Source organism: Winogradskyella sp. Asnod2-B02-A, assembly GCF_045063645.1.
GTDB lineage: Bacteria > Bacteroidota > Bacteroidia > Flavobacteriales > Flavobacteriaceae > Winogradskyella.
Genome location: NZ_JBEFOG010000027.1, coordinates 443,820 through 467,608 on the forward strand (window position 1 = coordinate 443,820; position 23,789 = coordinate 467,608).

The window sequence follows — 23,789 nt, forward strand, 5'->3', positions numbered from 1 at the left end:
TTTTTTAAAAATAAATTTATTTTTTTTTAAGCTTGCTTTTTCTTGATCAACATTCGCTTAATTTCATTGAGTTTCATTAAGGCTTCAACAGGCGTAAGCGTATCAATATCAGTGTGTAAAATCTCATCTTTTATTTCTATCAATAAAGGGTCATCCAAATTAAAGAAACTCAATTGCAAATCGTCTTTTATACTTTTTACCTTATCTGTTAGTTCTTCACTAGAATGTGACTTCTCTAATTTCGATAAAATTTTGTTTGCACGCCTAATTACTTGTTGAGGCATTCCTGCCATTTTTGCCACATGAATACCAAAACTATGCTCGCTTCCGCCCTCAACTAGTTTTCTAACAAAAAGTACATTATCTTTTAACTCTTTTACTGCTACGTTGAAATTCTTGATACGACCAAACGTTTCTGTCATTTCATTTAACTCGTGATAATGTGTTGCGAATAATGTTTTAGGTTTTGATGGATGCTCATGTAAATACTCACTAATGGCCCAAGCAATCGAGATTCCATCATAGGTACTCGTTCCTCTTCCTATTTCATCTAACAACACCAAACTTCGGTCTGAAATATTATTAAGAATAGAAGCCGTCTCATTCATTTCTACCATAAAGGTCGATTCTCCCATTGAGATATTATCACTCGCTCCTACTCTTGTAAAAATCTTATCTACTAAACCTATTCTTGCTTCACCTGCTGGCACAAAACTTCCAATCTGCGCTAGTAATACAATTAATGCCGTTTGTCTTAAAATGGCCGATTTACCAGACATATTTGGTCCAGTAATCATTATTATTTGTTGCGATTCTCTATCTAAATATAAATCGTTAGCAATATAAGGTTCACCAATTGGTAATTGTTTTTCAATTACAGGATGACGACCATCTTTAATTTCTAAATCAAAACTATCATCAATTTGTGGATAGGTATATTTATTTGCTTTTGCCAAACTTGCAAAACCACATAAACAATCTAATTGCCCAATAAGTTGTGCATTTTGCTGTACAGAAATAATAAACTGATGCATCCATTGTACTAATTCTGCGAATAATTGTTGTTCAATTGTAGAAATGCGTTCTTCTGCTCCTAAAATTTTTGCTTCATATTCTTTCAGTTCTTCTGTAATGTATCTTTCTGCATTTACTAGCGTTTGCTTTCTAATCCATTCTTCTGGAACTTTATCTTTATGTGCATTTCTTACTTCAATGTAATAACCAAAAACGTTGTTTGAGGCTATTTTTAACGACGTGATACCTGTGCGCTCACTTTCGCGCTTCAACATATTATCTAAATAGGTTTTACCAGATTGTGATAAACCTCTTAATTCATCTAATTCCTCAGAAAAACCAGAAGCTATTGAGCTTCCTTTTAAAATATTTACAGGTGCATCTTCGTTTAAAGTTTCTTTTATTTTATCTCGAAGTAAATCACAACGATGCAAGTTATCTCCTAAAACTTTTAGAGCTTCATTCTCACAAGTTTCTGCCACAGACTTAATAGGCACAATAGCTTCTAATGAGTTTTTAAGTTGAATCACTTCACGAGGACTCACCTTAGTCGTGGCGATTTTAGAGATGAGACGCTCTATGTCTCCAATATGTTTTATTTGCCCTTGAATATCTTGAAGCACAGATTCATTCTCCAACAAATACTTCACCACCTCATGTCGTTGTTTTATTTTCTCAGCATGTTTTAGAGGCAATGCCAACCAACGTTTTAAGGTACGTCCTCCCATGGCAGAAATCGTCTTATCAATGACATTGATTAACGTTACAGCATTGGCATTGGTAGAATTGTAAAGCTCTAAATTACGAATAGTGAATTTATCCATCCACACATAATCGTCTGTGGCAATTCTAGAAATCGTGGCAATATGCTCTAACTTATTATGACGCGTTTCTCCTAAATAATGAAGCACCACACCTGAAGCAATAATCCCTTCGTATAAATCTTCAATACCAAACCCTTTAAGTGTTTTAGTATTGAAATGTTTGGTTAATGTTTCATGTGCATAATCGGCTTGAAAAACCCAATCTTCCAAATAAAAGGTATGAAAATCATTTCCGAAAGTTTCAGAAAATGCTTTCCGGCTTTGTTTTGAAATTAAAACTTCACTTGGATTAAAATTCTGAAGCAATTTATCAATATACTCAGCATTACCTTGAGATGTTAAAAATTCACCTGTTGAAATATCTAAAAATGCAACACCAATACGTTGTTTTTCAAAATAAACAGCTGCTAAAAAGTTATTAGATTTTGAATGTAAAATATCATCATTAAAAGCCACACCTGGTGTCACCAATTCAGTAACACCACGTTTTACAATGGTTTTGGTTTGTTTTGGGTCTTCCAGCTGGTCGCAAATAGCAACACGTTCACCTGCTTTTACCAATTTTGGCAAATACGTATTTAAGGAATGATGCGGAAAACCAGCGAGTTCAATTTCACTTTCGCTACCAGCTCCACGTTTGGTTAAGATAATATCTAAAATTTTAGAGGCTTTTACAGCATCACTACCAAAAGTTTCATAAAAATCGCCCACACGAAATAATAACAATGCATCAGGATATTTTACCTTAATGGCATTATACTGTTTCATCAATGGTGTTACTTTTTTTGCCTTTTTAGCCAATGGTAATCGCGTTTTAAATTATACTTTTGCTTTAATCAATTTCAGAATTGCAAGTTTGCTAAATTACTTATATTTTAAGGTCTATTGAAGCTTAAGAACTAGAAGTTATTTACAGCTGTTGATAACGTCGCATTCACTGACCTAGCAGGTTTTAAAAACCTAACAGGTCTCATATACTAAAAAAACACCCCTAAAGTCCCCTCAAGGGGACAATTGTTAAAAACATCTTTCAGATTTTTTTAACCGCAACAGTGAGACTGTCCCCTTGAGGATTAGTGAGAAATAAAATATATTTTGTTTTGAAACTACCGAGCGAAGCTCATTAGGGGTGTTTTAAAAATTTGATTTAATAATAAAAATTAAATAAAGTTGAAAAGAAAACTAAAAAACGAAGAATTAGACCGATTAGAAGTTTCAGAATTTAAAACGGCTGAAAAATCGCCTATCATCATCATCCTAGATAATATTAGAAGCTTAAATAATATTGGCTCTGTGTTTAGAACGAGTGATGCTTTTTTAATTGAAAAAATATATCTCTGCGGAATCACAGCACAACCACCGCATAACGACATTAGAAAAACAGCTTTAGGAAGCACAGAAACTGTAGACTGGGAATATGCAGAAAACACATTAGATGTTATTAATAAACTTAAAGCAGAAGACGTAAAAATCTGTTCTATTGAACAAGCCGAAAATGCCACAATGCTCAACAATTTTAAACCTCAGCCTAACGAAAAATACGCTTTTGTATTCGGTAACGAGGTAAAAGGTGTTGCTCAAGATGTTGTTGATGCAAGTAATGTTGTGATTGAAATTCCGCAATACGGAACTAAACACTCTTTAAATATTTCGGTAAGTTGCGGTGTTGTGATTTGGGATGTGTTTAGTAAGATGCAATGAAAAAATTAATAGTCTTTGCTCTTCTTTTTATATCAACTGAATATTGTCATTCACAAAATGGACAATCAAAAAAAGGAATCAAAAGTATAAACACTACCGAACTATTTAGACAATTATATAGCGATGGTAAATATTACACCTCAACCATAGAAACTAATAAAACGTTATATAATGAAAAAGGTGAAAAAATTAAAAACATAAGAATAACCTTTGAAAATTCTGAACCAAAAAACAAGAACACCACAACATATTATCACAAAGATAACAAGATAGACTTCGCTATTTCAAACATTAACGATGACTCAATCTCTTTTAAAACTTATTATAACTATAATGATAGTCTTTTAATTAAAATCCATTTTAATTACATAAAAGATGAGAAAGAATTGAGTTTTGAGGAAACTTATAATTATGATAATCATAATAAACTCACTTCTAGCAATTATGTTTATTACGAAAAATACATAGATTCAGATACCGACAACTACATAACTTACTTGAAGTTAAAGGAAAAATATGATAGCAAAGAAAGAACGACTGAAATGGATTATTCCGAATCTGACAGCATTTTTGAACACAATAAATTTTCCTACAAATGGAAAAAAGATGGCACGCTGTTAAACAAAAAAGAATTTGACAAAAAAGATAAGTTAATTAACAAAACACGCTATAAATATATTTTTAATGAAAAAAATTTCTGGATAGTTAGAAAATCTTTCATGAATAAATCTTTACATAAAATTATCTACAGAGAGTTTGAATACTTTCATGAATAGAAACTTTGCAAAAAGCCTTAAACAATGTCTAAAAAACAAAAACAACCTTGGCCAACAAAAGACGTAATGAATCAGATTTATGATTTACATCTTTGGGGTGGACAAGATTTTGATTTTTATTCGGGTTTTGGTTCTCACAATTTAAAAATTATTGAACCTTATATTAATAGTGTATCTACATTTTTAAAATCTCATAATAATACACTTACTGTTTGCGATTTAGGCTGTGGCGATTTTAACATCGGAAAACAGTTAACCAAATACACCAAAAAATATATTGCTATTGATATTGTTGCCGATTTAATTGAAAGAAATAAAACAATTTTTAAAGCTGATAATTTAGAATTTCATTGTTTAGATATTGCAAAAGACGACTTGCCAAAAGCAGATTGTATTATCCTAAGACAGGTTTTACAACATTTATCTAATGCTGAAATTAAAGCTGTTGCCAAAAAACTTTCGAATTATAAGTTTGTAATTCTCACGGAACATTTACCTATTGGAAATTTTGAATCAAATAAAGATATTATCTCTGGCCAAGGCATTAGAATTAAAAAGAAAAGTGGTGTTGATTTGTTGAAAGCGCCTTTTAATTTAAAAATTGAAGAACAAAAAGTTTTGAACGAAACTATTCTAGAAGACGATAAGGGTATAATCGTAACAACTATTTATACTTTATAAAAATTCACATTAAGAATGCATCCTAAAACGATTTCAGAATAATAAAGCTTACTGTTTAATTCTTACTGAAGCTTCATTTATCTCACCCAACAGCCATAAATAATCCGCACGATTCTTAACAAAATCTTTTTCTGAAACATCAATAATCTTAACATTCATTTCAGGTTGACTTTTTAAGAACTCCAGATAACCAGAATTGATTTTATCTAGATAATCATCCTTTATATCCTTTTCGTAATTACGTCCTCTTTTTTTAATATTGGCCTGCAAACGTTCGGTGTTTTGATACAAATAGATGTATAAATCTGGCTTGGCGATATCTTTATAAACCTGGTAGAACAGTTTACGGTATAAACGAAATTCATCCTCTGGTAAAGTCACCTTTGAGAATATGAGCGACTTATTTACATCATAATCGCTTACCATAAAATCCTTAAACAAATCTAATTGCGATAAATCATCACTAATTTGTTGATAACGGTCTGCTAAAAAAGACATTTCTAAAGTAAACGCATACCGTTCTGGTTCTTTGTAGAATTTTGGTAAGAACGGGTTATCTGCAAAACGTTCTAATATCAATTTAGCATTAAAATCGCTAGAAATTTTATTAGACAAACTTGTTTTACCTGCACCAATATTACCTTCTATGGCAATGTAGTTATAGTTATTAAACGTGTAAGATTTTTTCGGATTTTTCAACCAAATATTAACATGTTCAATTTCAGAATCATCATTACATTCTACCAATAAAGTTTCAATAGATTTATTTAAAACAGGATGTTTAAAATCTTTTGCAACATCTAAAAGCGGCTGCAAAACAAATTTGCGATTTTGAAGTTGTGGATGTGGAAGAATTAAGGTCTTCTCCTCAATAATTTCATCTTCAAAAAACAAAATATCTAAATCTATTTCTCTAGACTCATACCCTTTGGTTGTTTTAGATTTTCGACCTAATTCAATCTCAATGTTCTGTAATTCTCTGAGAACTTTTTTAGGTTTAAATTCCGTTACAACACTAATACAGGCATTATAAAAATCATCGCCTTCAAACCCAAAAGCTGGTGTTCTATAAACTTTAGAAATCTTCTTTACAGCACCTATATGTACAAAAATAGCATCAACAGCAGATTGCAAATACTGCAACTTATTGCCTTTGTTACTTCCTAATGCTATGTGAATGGTTTTAGTCGGTTTCATCGAAGGAACAAAATAACTAAAACAATTTTTATAACTTTACCTTTCCTTAAACTATTTATTAACCATTTTCAATGTCATTAAAAGACAAGCTATTAGCACAACGTATTTATTTCTTACTTGGCGGACTTTTTATAACCTCGCTTGTAGTTTCAAATTTAATTTTTCAAAAATTCTTTTATTGGTATCCTTTAGACATTGAAATTTTTGGTTCAAAATTATTTGAGATTTCTGTAGGTATTTTACCCTATCCTATTACGTTTCTTATTACAGATTTAATTAGTGAAATTTATGGTAAAAAACGCGCTAATGATATTGTAGTTGTGGGTATTTTTGCTTCGTTATTTTCACTTTTAATTATCTATACAGCATCTAATATGCCAGCCACAGATTGGTCTTATGTAGACAATGCCATGTTTAAAACTGTTTTTGGCAATACATCATTAGCCGTTTTTGCTAGTATGCTAACGTATTTGTTTGCTCAGTTTGTAGATATTCAAATTTATCATTTCTGGAAACGATTAACCAAAGGCAAACATTTGTGGTTACGTAATAATTTTTCTACTTGGTTTTCTCAATTTGTTGACACGTTTACTATTGTTACATTGCTTTGTAGTTTTGGAATTATAGATTGGGTAAATTTTAAAGGTTTACTTATCAGTGGCTTTTTATTTAAAGTTATAGTTGCATTATTTGACACTCCTTTTTTATATCTTGGTGTGTATTTGTTTAGAAAACGTTTTAAACTAAAAGTAAATGAGGAAATAAATTTGCTATAACGGTTAATCAAAACATTAAAATCTTCTTAAACTTACCGACATTAGCAACTTTTATACGGAATTTTGCGTATATATAAAAGATGCTGTTTTAACAACACAAATAGACCTTATGAAGAAATTTTTGAAAATCATTGGAATCGTTTTACTTATTTTTATTACGATACTTATAGCTATACCATTTGTTTTAGAATCTAAAATAGATACCATTGTTCAGAATTATGCAGATGAAAATTTAAATGCCGAAGTATCCTTCGATGATATTAGTTTAAGCTTAATTAGCAGTTTCCCCAAGGCAGAAGTTAGTGTTGAAAATTTAAAAATCACCAATCGTGCACCTTTTGAAGGTGAAACCTTAGCTACAGCAAAATCTTTATCCTTTGAAATGGGTATTATGCAGTTATTAAAAGGAACTGAAGAACCCTTAGAAATTAATGATATTATCGCTAACGAGTTACTTCTAGTAATTAAAACCAACAAAACTGGTGCTACAAATTACGATATAGTTAAGGAAAGTGAAACAGATTCTACACCTACAGAGACGGAAAGCTCTAGTGGTTTTAGTTTTGATATAGACAACTACGAACTTAATAATAGTGCGTTCACCTATATTGATGACACTTCAAATTTAACTTTCTATTTATCTGAAATCAACCATAAAGGAAAGGGTATTTTCTCTGGTGGAAAATCTGAATTAGATACTAACACAGAAGCAAACGTGACGTTTGCAATGGATAGTACTGAATATTTTAGCAACAACAGCATTAAATTAGATGCATTAATCGATTTAGACTTAGAACAACAGAAATATACTTTCAAAGAAAACAAAGCTTATATAAATGCATTGCCATTAGAGTTTGATGGATTTATTCAACTTGTTGAAGCTGGCCAACAAATAGACATTACTTTTAAAAATCCTGAAGCTTCGTTTAAAGACTTCTTGGCTGTAATACCTAAAGCTTATGCAAAAGACATTGCAAACGTAAATACTACCGGAAATTTTACCGTCAACGGAATGATTAAAGGGTTGGTTTCTGAAGAAACGATTCCAACTTTAGACATCAATTTAAATTCAAGTAATGCATCTTTTAAATATCCTGAGCTTCCAAAAAGTGTTAGAAATATTACAATCGATGCTTCGGTAAAAAACACAACAGGTAATGTAGATGATACTTTTGTAAATATTGATAAACTTAATTTTCAAATCGATGAAGATGTATTTAGGTCTGAAATTCACGTTAAAAACCTAACAACAAATCAGCAAATAGACGCCAAATTAGATGGTGTTTTAAACTTAGCAAACATTACCAAAGCATATCCTATTGAATTAGAAGATGAATTGAGTGGTATTTTAAAAGGAAATGTGAGCACCTCTTTTGACATGAATGCGATTGATACAAATGCTTACCAACGCATTAAAAATGTTGGAAGTGTTTCTATTTCAGGTTTTATATTCTCATCAGAAGATATTGTTAATCCTATTCAAATTAATAAAGCTGATTTAACCTTTAAACTAGGTACAGTAAGCCTAAATAGCTTTGATGCGCTAACAGGGAAAAGTGATTTTTCTGCCACAGGAACTATTAATAATTTATTAGGTTTTCTATTAAGTGATAAAAAACTAGAAGGAAATTTTAATGTAAATTCTAATACGTTTGCAATTTCAGACTTTATGTCTGAAGACGAAACGGCTACGGAATCGTCTAATAAAACAACGTCTGATGCTGAATCACTTAAAATTCCTGATTTTTTAGATTGCACTATAACTGCCAATGCAAAAACGGTTATATATGACAATCTTAACTTAAAAAATGTAAAAGGTCAATTACGTATTAAGGATCAAAATGCGAATCTGCAAAATATGACCACAGATATCTTTAATGGTCAATTAGGCATTTCTGGTAATGTTTCTACCAAAGCAACTAAATCAACTTTTGATATGAATTTGGCCATGCAAAATTTTGATATCTCACAATCATTTAAAGATTTAGATATGTTGAAGGCCTTAGCACCAATTGCAAAAGTGCTTCAAGGAAAATTAAATTCTACTATAGATATAAGCGGTTTTCTAGATGAAAGCTTTTCGCCAGACTTAAGTTCAATTTCTGGTAGTGCCATTGCAAAAATTTTAACCGACAAAATTGATGCTGAGAATAGTCCATTACTTTCTAGCCTAGACAGTAAATTAGACTTTATTGATTTTAGTAAATTAGATTTAAAAGACCTTAAAACAAATTTAAGCTTTGAGAATGGACAAGTCTCTGTAAAACCATTTACTGTAAACTATAAAGACATACCAATTGTAGTATCTGGTTCTCATAGTTTTTCAAACACCATGAATTACAATGCCGTTTTTCAAGTACCTGCTAAATACTTAGGTAGTGATGTAAATCGCTTAATTGGAAAAATCAATGACAATGAAGTAAACAAACTTACGGTGCCTGTTACGGCAAACATTGGTGGCACTTTTTCAAGCCCTAAGATTCAAACAGATTTAACTTCTGGTGTTTCAAACTTAACTAAGCAATTAATTGAAATTGAAAAACAAAAATTAATTAACACAGGTAAAGATAAAGCAACCGACTTAATTGGAGGACTATTAAGCGGAAGTTCAAACACAACTAAAACAGATTCTACAACCACAAAAGAAAATACAACCAAGCAAACAGCAGAAGATAAAGTTAAAGAAGGAGTAGGGAATATTTTGGGTGGATTACTGGGAGGAAAGAAGAAATCTGAAAACGATAAATCGAAAGATTCTACCAAAAACTAACCGTTCATCGTTAAAAACAGCAATAATTCGTTAATACTTGTTAATAATTATACAATTGTTTGGAAATCTAAATTATTAGAGTATATTGAAGGTTCACTAATTTTAAATAGGATATATGAGGCAGTTAAAAATCACCAAGCAGGTTACCAACAGAGAAGATAAATCATTAGATAAGTATCTTCAAGACATCAGTAAGATTCCGTTGATAACCGCAGATGAAGAAGTGGAATTAGCACAGCTCATCAGGAAAGGTGATCAAGCAGCATTAGATAAATTAACAACAGCCAATTTAAGGTTTGTTGTTTCGGTTGCAAAACAATACCAAAATCAGGGTTTAAAATTACCAGATTTAATTAATGAAGGTAACGCAGGTTTGGTAAAAGCAGCAAAACGTTTTGATGAAACTAGAGGTTTTAAGTTTATTTCTTATGCTGTATGGTGGATTAGACAAGCAATTTTACAGGCTTTAGCGGAACAATCTCGTATTGTACGTTTACCATTAAACAAGATTGGTACTATAAATAAGATTAACAAAGCATTTTCTCATTTAGAGCAGATAAACCAAAGACCACCAAATGCAGACGAAATTGCACGCGAATTAGACATTAGCGTTCGTGAGGTAAAACAATCTATGAAAAATTCTGGTCGTCATTTATCAATGGACGCACCATTAAAAGATGGAGAAACTTTTAGTTTATACGATGTAGTAAGTTCTGGTGAATCACCAAGACCTGACATGGCTTTAATGAAAGAATCTTTAAACACTGAAGTAGAACGTGCTCTAGAAACACTAACACAAAAGGAAAGTGATGTGATTCGTTTGAATTTTGGAATTGGTGACCAACCACCAATGACACTAGAAGAAATTGGAAGTATCTACGACTTAACTCGCGAACGTGTGAGACAAATTAGAGAAAAAGGTATTAGAAGATTAAGACACGCTAGTAAAAGCAAAATTTTAAAGACTTATTTAGGATAAAGTTAAGAGTATAATTGATTGCTACTGATAACATAAGACATTGATTTTAGGGTTTAAATAGCATTAAAAATACTAATCTGAAAAATAAATACTTAAAAATTTAATTTAATTTTTTATTTTCAAATAGTTAGCATATATTTGCCGACCATTTGCAAGAAATAGTTAACAAAAATATATCGATATAATGATTAAAATCGAAATCAAAGAAGGAGAAAATATAGAACGTGCACTTAAGCGTTACAAGCGTAAACACAGAAATGTGCAAATTATGCAAAACTTAAGAGAGAATCGTTATTTTGCTAAGCCTTCAGTTAAAAGAAGAAGAGAAATTCAGAAAGCTGAATACATTCAAGGTTTAAGAGACGCTGAAAACGTATAGTTTTCTCAATTATAAAATTTAGATTAAAGAGTAGCAATTATGCTGCTCTTTTTTTTGTGAAAAATTCTAAAAATCTAAATTTTCATTTTATCTTTATTACGTGTTAGCCTTACAGAAAATTTAAGCTCTTTAAGGTTTCATATTTTTTAAATGAGTATACTTTTTTTTATGCTCTAAACGAATTTCTAAAATAATAACATATGCCAGTTATAAAAACCGTAAGAGGAAATCACCCACAAATACCTGAAGATTGCTTTGTTGCAGAAAATGCAACTATCGTTGGAGAAGTTTCTATGGGAAAACAATGCAGTGTTTGGTTTAATGCTGTAATTAGAGGTGACGTTCATTTTATTAAAATGGGAGATAAAGTGAATATTCAAGATGGAGCTGTAATCCATGCAACCTACCAAAAATCACCTACAACCATTGGTAATAATGTCTCTATAGGCCATAATGCGCTTGTACACGGTTGCACTATAAAAGACAATGTGCTAGTTGGTATGGGAAGTATCATTATGGACGATTGTGTTATTGAAAGCAATAGCATCATTGCTGCAGGAGCTGTAGTTACCAAAAACACTGTTGTTGAATCTGGAAGCATTTACGCTGGTGTACCTGCCAAGAAAGTAAAAGACATTAGCAAAGAATTAATTTCTGGAGAAATTGACCGAATTGCAAATAACTATGTCAAATATTCTAGCTGGTTTAAAGAGTAATTATTAAATAGCAGATTGTAGTCGGGTTATTAAAGTGTCAACACTTGGGATCTCTTTTAAAACCTCTGGATTTAAAACTGTTGTAAGTTGATTGTTTTCAAGTTTAAGGATGGTTGGGTACACTAGCTTGACTTCTGGAAATTTGATTTCAAACTCATCCTTGTGATAAAAAACCATATCAAAATGACTTTCATCTCTAAATTTTTTCCAGGTTGCGTTTTCAGAAAAAACATTGTGCGTTAACGCACATAAACTGCATTTGTAAGATGAAGGGCTAATAAGTTTATGTCCAACATCAAACAAAGTATTCAACTTTCCTGAATTAGCATTGTAGACAAATAATAATTTCATAAGACCTTAGTATAGTTTAAACATTAAACCTTACTAAAAATCTAAATAAGACACTTCAAATTTATTCTCAATAATAGCTTTTAAAACACTAATATCACCATTAGAAAATAATTTTGTAGCTAGCGTTAAATTACCATCATTTAATAACTGAAGATTTGATAAGATTAATTGTGTTTGTTTTGCTACAGCTAATCCCGAATCAATAATTTTAACGTCATTTGGCAGCATTTTAGCTAGCATAGGAATAAGATATGGGTAATGCGTACAACCTAACACCAAGTAGTCTATATTTTGCTCTAGCATAGGTTTTAAATATGTTTCTAAAAGCAACTTCATTTCGGTAGAATTTAGTTGACCAGATTCAATTAATGGTACAATACCTTCACCAACTTGTTCTATCACTTTTATGCCGTTGGCATATAAATCTGTTGTCTTATGAAAAAGGTGACTGCTTAATGTCCCTTTAGTTGCCAAAATACCTACAGATTTCGTTTGTGTATTTAATGCAGCCGTTTTAATAGCAGGCTCAATACCAATAAAAGGAATGGGATAGTTTTCTCTTAAATAATCAATGGCATTTGTTGTTGCAGTATTACAAGCTACTACTATTATTTTACACCCTTTAGCTATTAGGAATTCAGTATTTTTAATACTCAGCTTAATGATCTCCTCTTTAGATCTATTACCATAAGGAGCATTTTTACTATCCGCTAAATATATGAAGTTTTCATTTGGCAAAAGCGCATGGATTTCCTTGAAGATAGATGTACCTCCAATACCAGAATCGAATATACCAATTGGTCCTTTACTCATTATTACAAAAATAAAAAGTCGCTTATTAATAAGCGACTTTCTAAATAACTATTTTTAATTAGGATTACATTCCCAATTGCTTCTTAACATCTAACATAAGATTTTTGCCATCTGCTACTATTAGCATTGCAGAATCTACAACATATTGGTATCCTTGAGCCTTAGCAACAGCTTTAATAGCGTTATCTGCCTTTTCAACTATTGGCTTTAAAAGATTAAATTCTTTTTCTTGTAAATCTTTTTGTGCTTGTTGTTGGTATTCACCTAAACTTTGCTTGATACCTTCAACTTCTTGCATACGCTTCATGTTTTCCTCTTCAGTCTTAGTTTCAGCTTCTGCATTGTATTGCTTTAACTTAACATCTAATTCTTTAAGAGATGTTTGAATTGTAGCTTCATATGTTTTACCTAATTTTTCAATTTCTGTTTGTGCTTGAGCATAAGCAGGCATTGCTTTAATTAATTCTTGCTTATTAATATGAGCAATTTTAGTTTGAGCAGTTGTAAAACTTGTTGCTCCTACAAAAAGTACTGCTGCAAATAATAAAGATTTTAAATGTTTCATTTTCTAAAGTGTATTTGTGTGTTATAAATTATTAATTGTTGTTTTATTCGTTTTTCTTAGCCTTAGCTATAGAGTCATTCCTTTTTACTTGTCTTTCACGCTCTTCACGTGCTTTTTTTCGTTGTTCTATAATCTTCTTTTTTCTATCTTCTAATTCCTTTTGACGCGCTTCTCTATCTTTCGTTTTTTTAAGACGTTCTGCTGCTGCTATTTCTGCTGCTGTTTTAGGTTTTATTGAACTACCTGAGTCTTTCTTCGCAACATCTTTGGCTTTTGTACTATCTGTTTCAACAGTAGGTCTTGCACTGCTAGTACTATCCTTCTCAACTGTTTTAGTTTCTTCAGAAGATTTAGCTCTACTATTTCTAGCATCTATAGCTTTTTGTCTACGCGCTTCTGCTTCTAGTCGCTTTTGTTCTCTTAAGGCTTCTTGAGCTTTTTTTCTATCTTCAGCTGCCTTTTCTCGTTCTGCACGTTTGGCTGCTAACTCCTCTTCACGTTTCGCTTTTTTATCTTCCAATGCTTTTTGGCGAGCATCTTGACTATCACTTACTTCTGGTACAACGGCTTCGTCCTCTAATTCTTTACGCTCTTTTTTGCTTTTTGCTTGTGTTCTCTTAGAGGATCTCGTTATTGTTTTCAGTACACGTTCACTAATATCATAACGTTCTGCAGAATAAAGCATTACTACATCTGCAGACTTATCAAACACAAAATCATATTTTCCTGTTTCCGCAATGTCTTGTACTGCCGCAAAAATCTGATCTTGTATAGGCTCAATCAATTGGCGTTTTTGGATCATTAAATCTCCTTCAGGACCAAAACGTTTTTGTTGATAATCTAAGATTTCAGCTTCTTCATAAGAAATATCTTCATAACGCTCATCGTACAATTCTTTTGTTAAAAGCACACGTTCATTATCAAGCTCTTTTTTCTTTTGTTCAATACCTTTTAATTTTGAATCTATTTCAGCTTTCCAGTCTTGAACCTTTTTATCTAATTGCGAAGAAGCTTCCTGATATTCGGGCACATTTTGTAAAATGTACTCTGTATCTATATAACCTATTCTTACTCCACGTTGTGCGTTAGCACTAAAGCTCAATAAACCTACTATTACTATTAAAAAAAGAACTTTAAATTTCATCATTTCTGTTTTTGTATTTTGAGACATCTTACCCGTAAAACTAAATGTATTACTGTTTTAGTATTACTAATCATCAAATTTAACGAAATATATTCTTAAAAATTTTAACATTCTGATGAAATCCTTATTAAGCTATTAGAAAATATCGTGCCAAACTTAAAATTGCTGTCCAATAATGAAGTGTGTTTCCCAGTTTTTAACTGTTGCTCCGTATGGAGCATCATCGAATGCATGACCAAAGTCTATACCAAGTAAACCAAAGGCTGGCATAAATATTCTTAATCCAAAACCTGCAGATCTTTGAAGTTTAAATGGATCAAAATCTTTAAAGTTATTAACTGATGAGCCAGCTTCTAAGAATGATAATGCATATATTTTAGCTTGCGCTCCCAAAGTAATAGGATAACGCAACTCTAATGAGAATTTGTTATAAATTGATCCACCATCAGCATCTGATAGCGATTGATTAGGATACCCTCTTAATTGCACTACTTCTCTTCCATCCAATGAGAAGTTACCTAAACCATCTCCACCAACGAAGAAACGCTCAAAAGGAATTACTCCACGAGAATTATTATAAGCACCAAGGAAACCAAATTCTACACTTGGACGTAGCACTAATTTTTTAGTTAATGATTGGTACCAATCTGCTTTAAATTTAATTTTATAAAACTCTAACCACTTAAAACGTTCTTGATCAATTTCTGATCGTCTTGCCACAGCATCATCATAAGCACTTATTACCGCTGGGTTTGAACTTGGGTTAGATTCGTATTCGTTAATTATTTCGTCTTGGTCATCTCTGTCATCCGCTAACTCATCATAATCCACTCCATTCACTAATGAATAAGGAAATGAAAATTTAGCTGATACAGAAAAATTAGAACCTCCTGTAGGATAAATAGGATCCGTGTAAAGGTTATTTCTACTTAAACCAATTGTGTAAGATAGATTGTTAGAAGTACCATCTCCAAACGTAAATAATCCTGTATTATAATTCTGAAGATCATAATGCTGATAACTTAACGCTTGTGATAATAAAAAGTAATCATCTGGCTCAGACAGTCTCGTTGACAAACCGAATGTTATACCTGTAATGTTAAAACGCTTGTCTTTATCTGCACTTCCTGTTGATGAATCGTACAAAAACTGTCTAGAATGCGAAATTGATGTAGACATTTGAAAAGGTTTTTTACCACCAAACCATGGCTCGCTAAATGAGAAACTATAAGTTTGAAAAAACTGACTTGCTTGAAGTCTCAATGCTAAACTTTGACCATCTCCTCTAGGTACTGGTTTATAGGCATCTTTTTTAAATAAATCTCTAATAGAGAAGTTATTAAATGATAACCCAAGCGTACCAATAAATCCGCCACCTCCGTAACCACCTTGTACTTGTATCTGACTAGAACCCTGTTCTACTACAGAATATTCTACATCTAAAGTTCCATCTACTGGGTTAGGGTTTTTTACATTTGGTGTAATCTGCTGCGCATCAAAATAACCCAGTTGCCCAAGTTCTCTAATGGTTCTAATGATATCTGCTTTTCTGTAAAGCATACCTGGACGAGTTCTTATTTCTCTATAAACAACATGGTCATTGGTAACATCATTTCCTACAACTGTAACATTATTAAAGTAGGCTGGTTTTCCTTCAGAGATACGGATTTCCATATCAATAACATTTCCTTCTGCACTTACTTCTACTGGATTAATTGTTGAGAACATATAACCAAAATTCTGGTATGCATTAGTTATATCATTAGCATCTGGATTAGTCTCATCTGCAATACGTTCTCGTAATTCTACTCCATTATAAGTATCACCTTCTTTTATTTGAAGAAGATTAGATAACTGTTGATCTGAATAAACCGTGTTACCCACAAAAGTGATTTTACCAAAAGTGTATTTTTCACCTTCTTCTACTTTTATATCAAGATTAATATTTCGCTTATCTAAATACGTAATTGAATCAGATATTACTCTAGCATCACGATAGCCATTTTCTTTATAATAATCAACTAAACTTATTAAATCTGCTCTAAAATCGTCTTCAATATATTTAGAACGCTTTAATAATCTCAATGGACTTAGACTTTTTTGCTTCGTATTTTTCATTGCCTTACGAAGCTTTTTATCTGTTATTTTTTCGTTGCCTTCAATATTTATAGCCTTTATCTTTACTTTCTGACCTTTATCAATGTCAATACGCATATTAACACGTTCTTTCTCAACAGAGTCAATTACTTGTGATGTGCTTATATTAACCTTTGTATTTAAAAATCCCTTTTTTCTATATTTATTAGTCAAATAATTTTTAGTCGTTGCAATAAGATTCTCAGTAACTTTCTGCCCTGATTTTAGTTTATTCTCGTCAATAACCTCATCTTTTTTACCTTTTCTAATCCCTTCTATTGTAAGGTCTTTAAGTTCTGGCAAATCGCTAAGGTTAATCTCTAAATCTGCTGTACTACCATTTATGTTAATTACATAAATATCAATACTACTAAACAAGTTAGATTTCCACAAAGTTTTTACAGCGTTGGCAATCTTCTCGCCACCAACTTGTATTTCTTCATCTTTTCTAAGTTTAGAATATGCAATAATGGTTTGCTCACTAAAGTTAGTGTTTCCGGTAACTTTAATCTCCTTAATCAAATAGGTTTCTCCACCTTCAACCTGTGCATTACTGGTAAATGAAATTGTAAAAAGGAATACTGTAAAGGCAAGTTTTATTAATGACTTCAATACTGTATTATTAGGTAAGTTGTTCGCTTGTTTTTCCAAATCTTCGTTCTCTGTTTTGATAATTTACGATTGCCTCATATAGATCTTCTTTTTTAAAATCTGGCCATAAAATATCTGTAAAATATAATTCTGCATAGGCTATCTGCCAAAGCAAAAAGTTACTAATACGCTGTTCACCACTTGTGCGAATAAGTAGATCTACGTCTGGTAAATTTTGCGTGTAAAGATGCTTATTTATAATTGATTCGTCAATACTTTCTACAGAAATTATATTATTTTTAACTTTAAATGACAATTCTTTAATAACATTAACAATTTCTTCACGAGAACCATAACTTAATGCTAGAGTTAATGTCATATGAGTATTATTCTTAGTGTTTTCTATAACATCTAATAATTCTTTATGAGCTTTTTTAGGCAAATCTCCTAAACATCCAATAGCACAAAGCTTTATACCATTATCTTGAAGTGTTTTTATTTCCTTTTTTAAAGACTTTACCAAAAGCTTCATTAAGGTTTGCACTTCTAATTTTGGCCTATTCCAATTCTCTGTAGAAAACGCGTAGAGCGTTAAATTTTTAATTCCTAATTCTGCACTAGCTTCAACAGTTTGTCTCACCGACTTTGTTCCGTTTTCATGACCAATTGCGCGCAATAACCCTTGTTGTTTTGCCCAACGACCATTACCATCCATAATAATTGCTATATGGTTGGGAAGCTTTTCTTTGTTTATTTGTTCTTTTATACTCATTTAAAAATTGCAATAGCAAGGTCTTCTACCAAAGGTGTAAGTTAATGTAATTCCTGTAAACATATACCAATCAGTGTTATTTGTATTTCCAAAACTAAGTGTTTCTAAGTCTACAGAATCTGGAACACTTCCATCTAATTCATCTGAAAAAGTATAACGCGCACCTATTTCTGCTCCTAATACAAAATGATGAGAAATCTTAGCTTTATAGCCTAATGCCATAGGAATACCAACGGCCCAACTTCTTGTGTTTTCTGATGTAAACTGACCTGCGGACGTAAAATAATTATTATCGTGATTAGCCAATGATATACCTGAGTATAAATATGGAGTCCCTTTTAATCCACTTTTATGAAGATCAAAATCTAAAAATGTAAACTCCATACCTGCAGATATCTCTATAATACTGGTGTTAAATTCATAACCACGTTCCTTTCTTCTTGGATCATCAGATTTTACATCTAAACCTTTAAGCTCTGTAAAAATTACGGAAGCTCTAAAAGAGTGTCTTGGACTTCGGTTCCATTTTACAATAGCACCGAATGCTGGTTGATTTGGTGATATATAATCCGTAGCACCAACATCTCCAATAAAATTACTGCCACCAGCAAATACGCCAACCTCATAGATTTGAGCCTCAGCTTTATTAATAATAAATGTGCTTAAAAGCATTAGAAAAAAATACCTCATAAATTTTTCAAAGTTTGCAAATATAACAATTATGATTTGTGCATAACAATTTGACGCAAATTGTCTTATTGATAAACAGCATATTGAAGTATTTATTGTTTTAATTCCGTCGATCTTCTCCCCAAAGTAATTTTTTTCGGAGTGTTGCTAAAAAAGTTTCATCTAACAATTCTACCATTTTTATAACAAAATCCGCCTTTTTTACTGTGACTGTAGTGGTATTAGATAAAGTTACAATTCTAGAATCTAAAGACATTAAAAATTGATCTTCCCTACCATTAACCCTTAATTTTACAGTTGTACTATCTGGTATTATTAAAGGACGTGCACTTAGATTGTGTGGAGCAATTGGCGTAAGTGCAAAATTATTAGCATCTGGCGCAATAACTGGACCTCCACAACTTAAAGAATAACCTGTTGAACCTGTTGGAGTAGACAAAATAAGACCATCTGCCCAATACGATGTTAAAAACTCATCATTAAGATGTGTTTCAACGGTTATCATAGATGTTGTGTTTTTACGGCTCAATGCTATTTCATTGAGTGCAAAATTGGTTTTAACCACATCATTATGCTTAGGATCTGTTGACACACTTAGCAACGAGCGTTCAGAGATTTTATAATCTCCCTTGAATATCTCCTTAAGTGCCGTTTGTATATCATCTATCTGTATCGTCGCTAAAAAACCTAAACGACCAGTATTAATACCAACAATTGGTATTCCCAAATCCCTAACATACGTTACAGCTCTTAAAATTGTACCATCACCTCCAACACTTATTAATAAATCAAACGTTTTATCAAGCTTATCAAAAGTATTAATGGCAGAACTGTTTTGTATTTCTGCGTTTTGAGTGGTTATAAATTCGCTCTCAAAAAAAACATGAGCTTGTTCTCTTAATAATATATCTAGAAGTTGTTCCACTGCTTTTTGAGTGGTATCTTTTACATAATTCTGACCGTATACTGCTACTTTCATGTGTTTATATCTATTATTTTTCAATGGTCACATGCTGCTCGCTATTAATCATTCTTTGAGGTGATAAAATATGAAACATGCTTGTTTCAACATTACATATTTAAATATTTGTCTAGATATTTAGAACGTTCTTTTAAACTCTCTATATAGGTATCATCTTCATGGCCAGACACAATATTATAGCCGTAGCGTCTAAAGGTCTGTATCACTTCATTAAGACTAGCATTACCTATTTTTAACGTAATTTTAATCAAATCACCATCCATTTTAGAAATAAAAGCACCTAAAAGTTTGGCGTCATTTGATTCTACAATCTGACTAATTTCACTGAACGAATAATCATTAATCCCTTTTTCAACAATTAAAATGCCTCCAGGCTCTGAGAAGAAAGGTGTCTCATTAAATAAATGTATAATATCATTTAGCTCATAATACCCCAAATATTTATTATTCTGATCTAAAACAGGCATTATATTAGAATCGTTTTGAGCAAATGCTTCAAGCACATCTAACCAATTAGTTGTTGGTCTCACATAAAAACCTTCAATAGCATAATTACAATCACCGATTGCAATACCACCTTCAAAACAATGTGTATCCGTCTCAGAAATACAACCCATATAAACATCATTATTCATTATAGGAATGTGTGAATAAGTTAACTGATTAAATAGCACTTTTAAATCCCCAATTTTATCGGTAAAATTGAGTGGCTTTATATCGTTTATCACAAAATTTTGAAGCTCCATTATACTAAAATATTTAAGTTGCAAATTAATCAAAAATAACCATTAAAAGCACCTCCTACTTCGTATTTTTGTAATTCAAAATCTATAAAAATGACCAAATTAAGTGTTAATATAAATAAAATCGCAACGCTAAGAAATAGTCGTGGAGGTGACACACCAAATGTTGTTCAATTTGCTAAAGATGTTCAGCGTTTTGGAGCTGAAGGCGTTACTATACACCCAAGACCAGATGAGCGCCACATTCGCTACCAAGACGCATACGATTTAAAATCAGAAGTTTACACTGAATATAATATAGAAGGAAATCCCATACCTAAATTTGTGGATATGGTTTTAAAAATTAAGCCAACTCAAGTCACTTTAGTGCCAGATTCTGTAGATGCTATCACTTCTAATGCTGGTTGGGACACATTAAAACATAAAGATTTTTTAATTGAAGTGATTAAAGAATTTAAAAGTAATGGTATAAGAACTTCAATATTTGTAGACCCAGATTTACACCAAATTGAAGGAGCAAAAGCCACAGGTACTGACCGTATTGAACTTTATACAGAGGCCTTTGCGCATCAATATAGTTTAGGTAACACAGATGCTATTAATCCTTACATGGCATGTGCAGGCTTAGCCAATACCATGCAACTTGGCATTAACGCAGGGCATGATTTATCTTTAGATAACATTAAATTTTTTAAAGAAAACATCACAGGTCTATTAGAAGTTTCAATAGGACATGCCTTGATTGCCGAAAGTCTTTATTTGGGCGTTGAAAATGTTATAGGAATGTATTTAGATAAATTAAAGTAAATTTTCACTAAAAGACACAAAGTCGTTAAGAAACAAAACTGATAATGATATTATACTCAAACATCATAGGAGAGGGAAAGCCATTTATTATCCTACATGGTTTTCTTGGCATGGGAGACAATTGGAAAACTTTAGCTAAGCAATTTTCTGAAGAGAATTTTGAAGTGCACCTCGTAGACCAACGTAATCATGGTCGTAGTTTTCATTCTAACGCGTTTGATTACGAGTTAATGGCCCAAGATTTAAAAACCTATTGTAAAACCAACAATCTCGAGGACATTGTTTTATTAGGCCATTCCATGGGAGGAAAAACAGCTATGCTTTTTGCCACCAAATACCCAGAATTGGTTAGCAAGCTCATAGTCGCAGATATTTCACCACGCTACTACCCTATTCATCATGATGCCATTTTAGAAGGCTTAAGCAGTTTAGATTTTTCAGAAATAAAAACGAGAGGCGAAGCCGATAAAGCTCTGAGTCACTACGTTCATGAAGTGGGAACTCGTATGTTTCTTCTCAAAAATTTATATTGGGTAGAAAAAGGACAATTAGGCTTACGAATGAATTTAGAAGCCTTAAAAGAAAATGTATCGGAAGTTGGCGAAGCACTTCCAATTCATGCTATTTTTGAAAAAGACACTTTGTTTTTAAGAGGCGACCGTTCAGAATATATTAGCGAAGCAGATGAAGCTATTATTCATCGTCATTTTCCTAATTCTAGGATAATAACAATTTCTAATGCTGGTCATTGGCTCCATGCTGAGAATCCAAAGGAATTTTATAATGCAGTTATGAACTTCATTTAACTTATAATGTTTATTTTTTAAATATGAAATATCTATTAATAATTATACTATTCTTATTTAGTATTCAATTTTCATTAGCTCAAGATAAGCCTGATGGACCACATAAAGAGTTCTACGATTCTGGAGAACTTAAAAAAGAAGGGCAATACAAGAACAACAAACGTATTGGAGAATGGAAGCGCTATTATAAAAACGGACAAGTTTCGAGGATATACAGTTATAATGATGGTAAATTTAATAAAGAAGAAATTTCATATTTCGAAAATGGAATAGTTAGCAGAAAAACAAAAAAAGAAGATGGTGTTTATGTACGTATTGGTTTTTATGAAAGTGGAAATATAAAGTACAAATGGCAAGATAAATCGGGCTATTTTAAGAGTTATTATGAGAATGGATCCATAGAAATTGAAGCGAAGCATAAAAATTATGATCCAGTTGGAGAATGGAAACGCTATTTCAAAAACGGAAAGGTAGAATGGTTGGTAAATTATAAAGATGGTGTAAGAGATGGAATCTATAAAAACTTTTACAAAAATGGAAACCTTAAATTAGAAGGTAAAAACAAAAACGACAAAAAAGAAGGCGAAGAAAAACGCTATTTACCAAATATGATTTTGGAATGGGAAGGAGACTATAATAAGGATAGGCTACATAACACTTGGACAAAATATGACGCTAATGGTAAAAAGGTAGAAAAAATTAAATTCTATTATGGGGCAGCTACAAATTCAAAAACCGATACTAAATTACTAATTACTGAAGTACCAGATGGTGTATTAGAAAGAGTTGCTATTTATCCTGGTTGTGAAAATTCTAAAGGTAATTCAGGAAAAAAGAAATGCATGAATAAAAAAGTCAATGAGATAATCAAAGCAAATTTCAATACTAATTCAGCTGCTAATATCGGGTTATCAGGAATTCAACGGATTTTTGTAACATTTAAAGTTGATAAAACTGGGGAAATAATAGATATAAAAGCAAAAGCACCTCATCCTAAACTGATTAAGGAAGCGATTAGAGTTATAAACTTACTCCCTAAATTAAAACCAGGAAAACAAAGTGGCAAAACTGTTATAATGCCTTTTTCAGTACCTATTATTTTTCAAGTTAAGAAATAATTATATAATATTTAGTATCTTAGATATAATTCAAAACGATAAATCATGAATCTCATCTTAAGACTCTTATTAAATGCATTAGCCGTTTTTATTTTAGCAAATATTTTAAACGGTGTAAATGTAGATGGTTATACTGGCGCAATAATAGTTGCTGTTGTTTTATCCATTCTAAATTTATTAGTAAAACCAATTTTAGTCATTCTTACGTTACCAATAACAATTGTTACTTTAGGATTATTTCTTTTAGTAATCAATGCATGCATTATTCTTTTGGCAGACAAACTTGTAGATGGATTTAGTGTCTCTAGTTTTTGGACAGCCATATTATTTAGCATTCTACTATCTATACTGCAATCATTACTACAATCTTTTTTAAAAGACGATAAAAAGTAGCTGATATACAAACGCTTAAAACTGTTGTTGGGTTGCAAAAAATATTGTATTTTTGCAGCCCAATT

The 23,789-nt window shown here is 31.7% G+C and carries 23 protein-coding genes; 12 read left to right on the plus strand and 11 right to left on the minus strand.

Translation table 11 applies throughout. The features are described from left to right. Nucleotides 1-26: 26 nt before the first annotated feature. Nucleotides 27-2,639 carry a DNA mismatch repair protein MutS gene (gene mutS, locus ACJJVO_RS10080; RefSeq protein ID WP_405573562.1) on the minus strand — a complete coding sequence of 871 codons (2,613 nt, stop codon included), beginning with the start codon at nucleotides 2,637-2,639 and terminating at the stop codon, nucleotides 27-29. Nucleotides 2,640-3,008: 369 nt separating this feature from the next. Here mutS and ACJJVO_RS10085 point away from each other — a divergent pair, with 369 nt between their 5' ends. From ACJJVO_RS10085 to ACJJVO_RS10095, 3 genes are read left to right on the plus strand one after another with little or no spacing between them, the layout of a single operon-like run. Next, nucleotides 3,009-3,539 (plus strand): RNA methyltransferase, encoded by a 531-nt coding sequence (locus ACJJVO_RS10085; protein WP_405573565.1) that lies wholly within the window; start codon nucleotides 3,009-3,011, stop codon nucleotides 3,537-3,539. Then, the gene (locus tag ACJJVO_RS10090; RefSeq protein ID WP_405573567.1) at nucleotides 3,536-4,315 is read left to right on the plus strand and encodes a hypothetical protein; all 780 of its coding nucleotides are present in this window, start codon (nucleotides 3,536-3,538) and stop codon (nucleotides 4,313-4,315) included. The genes ACJJVO_RS10085 and ACJJVO_RS10090 overlap by 4 nt, the downstream gene beginning before the upstream one ends. A 24-nt stretch (nucleotides 4,316-4,339) precedes the next feature. Then, on the plus strand, nucleotides 4,340-4,996 hold the full coding sequence (locus ACJJVO_RS10095; protein ID WP_405573570.1) for a class I SAM-dependent methyltransferase: 657 nt from the start codon (nucleotides 4,340-4,342) through the stop codon (nucleotides 4,994-4,996). 48 nt (nucleotides 4,997-5,044) lie between these two features. On the opposite strand, the gene folK is transcribed toward ACJJVO_RS10095, so the two are convergent. Further along, the gene (gene folK, locus ACJJVO_RS10100; protein ID WP_405573573.1) at nucleotides 5,045-6,193 is read right to left on the minus strand and encodes a 2-amino-4-hydroxy-6-hydroxymethyldihydropteridine diphosphokinase; all 1,149 of its coding nucleotides are present in this window, start codon (nucleotides 6,191-6,193) and stop codon (nucleotides 5,045-5,047) included. Nucleotides 6,194-6,264: 71 nt separating this feature from the next. Here folK and ACJJVO_RS10105 point away from each other — a divergent pair, with 71 nt between their 5' ends. The 5 genes from ACJJVO_RS10105 to ACJJVO_RS10125 all read left to right on the plus strand — a co-directional run bounded on the left by ACJJVO_RS10105 (nucleotide 6,265) and on the right by ACJJVO_RS10125 (nucleotide 11,813). Further along, nucleotides 6,265-6,969 carry a queuosine precursor transporter gene (locus tag ACJJVO_RS10105; protein WP_405573576.1) on the plus strand — a complete coding sequence of 235 codons (705 nt, stop codon included), beginning with the start codon at nucleotides 6,265-6,267 and terminating at the stop codon, nucleotides 6,967-6,969. Nucleotides 6,970-7,078: 109 nt separating this feature from the next. Continuing rightward, nucleotides 7,079-9,739 (plus strand): AsmA-like C-terminal region-containing protein, encoded by a 2,661-nt coding sequence (locus ACJJVO_RS10110; RefSeq protein WP_405573578.1) that lies wholly within the window; start codon nucleotides 7,079-7,081, stop codon nucleotides 9,737-9,739. Between the two features lie 115 nt (nucleotides 9,740-9,854). Next, a complete protein-coding gene (locus ACJJVO_RS10115) occupies nucleotides 9,855-10,718 on the plus strand; it encodes an RNA polymerase sigma factor RpoD/SigA (RefSeq protein ID WP_115817814.1) in 864 nt (287 codons plus the stop codon). 184 nt (nucleotides 10,719-10,902) lie between these two features. Then, entirely contained in the window at nucleotides 10,903-11,097 is a 195-nt protein-coding gene (gene rpsU, locus ACJJVO_RS10120; protein ID WP_115817813.1) for a 30S ribosomal protein S21, read from the plus strand. 200 nt (nucleotides 11,098-11,297) lie between these two features. Continuing rightward, on the plus strand, nucleotides 11,298-11,813 hold the full coding sequence (locus tag ACJJVO_RS10125) for a gamma carbonic anhydrase family protein (protein ID WP_405573582.1): 516 nt from the start codon (nucleotides 11,298-11,300) through the stop codon (nucleotides 11,811-11,813). 3 nt (nucleotides 11,814-11,816) lie between these two features. On the opposite strand, the gene ACJJVO_RS10130 is transcribed toward ACJJVO_RS10125, so the two are convergent. From ACJJVO_RS10130 to ACJJVO_RS10170, 9 genes are all read right to left on the minus strand, one after another. Next, on the minus strand, nucleotides 11,817-12,164 hold the full coding sequence (locus ACJJVO_RS10130) for a GTPase (protein ID WP_405573584.1): 348 nt from the start codon (nucleotides 12,162-12,164) through the stop codon (nucleotides 11,817-11,819). A gap of 33 nt (nucleotides 12,165-12,197) precedes the next feature. After that, entirely contained in the window at nucleotides 12,198-12,977 is a 780-nt protein-coding gene (gene murI, locus ACJJVO_RS10135) for a glutamate racemase (RefSeq protein WP_405573587.1), read from the minus strand. A gap of 64 nt (nucleotides 12,978-13,041) precedes the next feature. Beyond that, entirely contained in the window at nucleotides 13,042-13,542 is a 501-nt protein-coding gene (locus ACJJVO_RS10140) for an OmpH family outer membrane protein (RefSeq protein WP_405573589.1), read from the minus strand. Between the two features lie 43 nt (nucleotides 13,543-13,585). Next, a complete protein-coding gene (locus ACJJVO_RS10145; protein ID WP_405573592.1) occupies nucleotides 13,586-14,689 on the minus strand; it encodes an OmpH family outer membrane protein in 1,104 nt (367 codons plus the stop codon). Between the two features lie 153 nt (nucleotides 14,690-14,842). Further along, nucleotides 14,843-17,473 (minus strand): outer membrane protein assembly factor BamA, encoded by a 2,631-nt coding sequence (bamA, locus tag ACJJVO_RS10150; protein WP_405573595.1) that lies wholly within the window; start codon nucleotides 17,471-17,473, stop codon nucleotides 14,843-14,845. Further along, nucleotides 17,445-18,185 (minus strand): isoprenyl transferase, encoded by a 741-nt coding sequence (locus ACJJVO_RS10155; RefSeq protein ID WP_405573597.1) that lies wholly within the window; start codon nucleotides 18,183-18,185, stop codon nucleotides 17,445-17,447. Before ACJJVO_RS10155 ends, bamA begins: the two co-directional genes overlap by 29 nt. Next, nucleotides 18,186-18,875, minus strand: coding sequence for a DUF6089 family protein (locus ACJJVO_RS10160; RefSeq protein WP_405573599.1), 690 nt, complete (start codon nucleotides 18,873-18,875; stop codon nucleotides 18,186-18,188). 100 nt (nucleotides 18,876-18,975) lie between these two features. Beyond that, entirely contained in the window at nucleotides 18,976-19,854 is an 879-nt protein-coding gene (locus ACJJVO_RS10165) for an NAD kinase (protein WP_405573602.1), read from the minus strand. Between the two features lie 92 nt (nucleotides 19,855-19,946). After that, nucleotides 19,947-20,603, minus strand: coding sequence for a CBS domain-containing protein (locus ACJJVO_RS10170; RefSeq protein WP_405573604.1), 657 nt, complete (start codon nucleotides 20,601-20,603; stop codon nucleotides 19,947-19,949). A gap of 90 nt (nucleotides 20,604-20,693) precedes the next feature. Here ACJJVO_RS10170 and ACJJVO_RS10175 point away from each other — a divergent pair, with 90 nt between their 5' ends. Genes ACJJVO_RS10175 through ACJJVO_RS10190 form a run of 4 tightly spaced genes read left to right on the plus strand, consistent with a single transcriptional unit; the run spans nucleotide 20,694 to nucleotide 23,724 of the window. Further along, nucleotides 20,694-21,407: a pyridoxine 5'-phosphate synthase gene (locus ACJJVO_RS10175; protein ID WP_405573607.1), complete on the plus strand. Its 714-nt coding sequence runs from the start codon at nucleotides 20,694-20,696 to the stop codon at nucleotides 21,405-21,407. A 44-nt stretch (nucleotides 21,408-21,451) separates the two neighbouring features. Continuing rightward, entirely contained in the window at nucleotides 21,452-22,213 is a 762-nt protein-coding gene (locus ACJJVO_RS10180; protein ID WP_405573609.1) for an alpha/beta fold hydrolase, read from the plus strand. Nucleotides 22,214-22,236: 23 nt separating this feature from the next. Further along, nucleotides 22,237-23,331, plus strand: coding sequence for an energy transducer TonB (locus ACJJVO_RS10185; RefSeq protein ID WP_405573612.1), 1,095 nt, complete (start codon nucleotides 22,237-22,239; stop codon nucleotides 23,329-23,331). A gap of 45 nt (nucleotides 23,332-23,376) precedes the next feature. Continuing rightward, complete coding sequence (locus ACJJVO_RS10190) at nucleotides 23,377-23,724, plus strand: phage holin family protein (protein WP_405573614.1); 348 nt, start codon at nucleotides 23,377-23,379, stop codon at nucleotides 23,722-23,724. Nucleotides 23,725-23,789 lie beyond the last annotated feature (65 nt).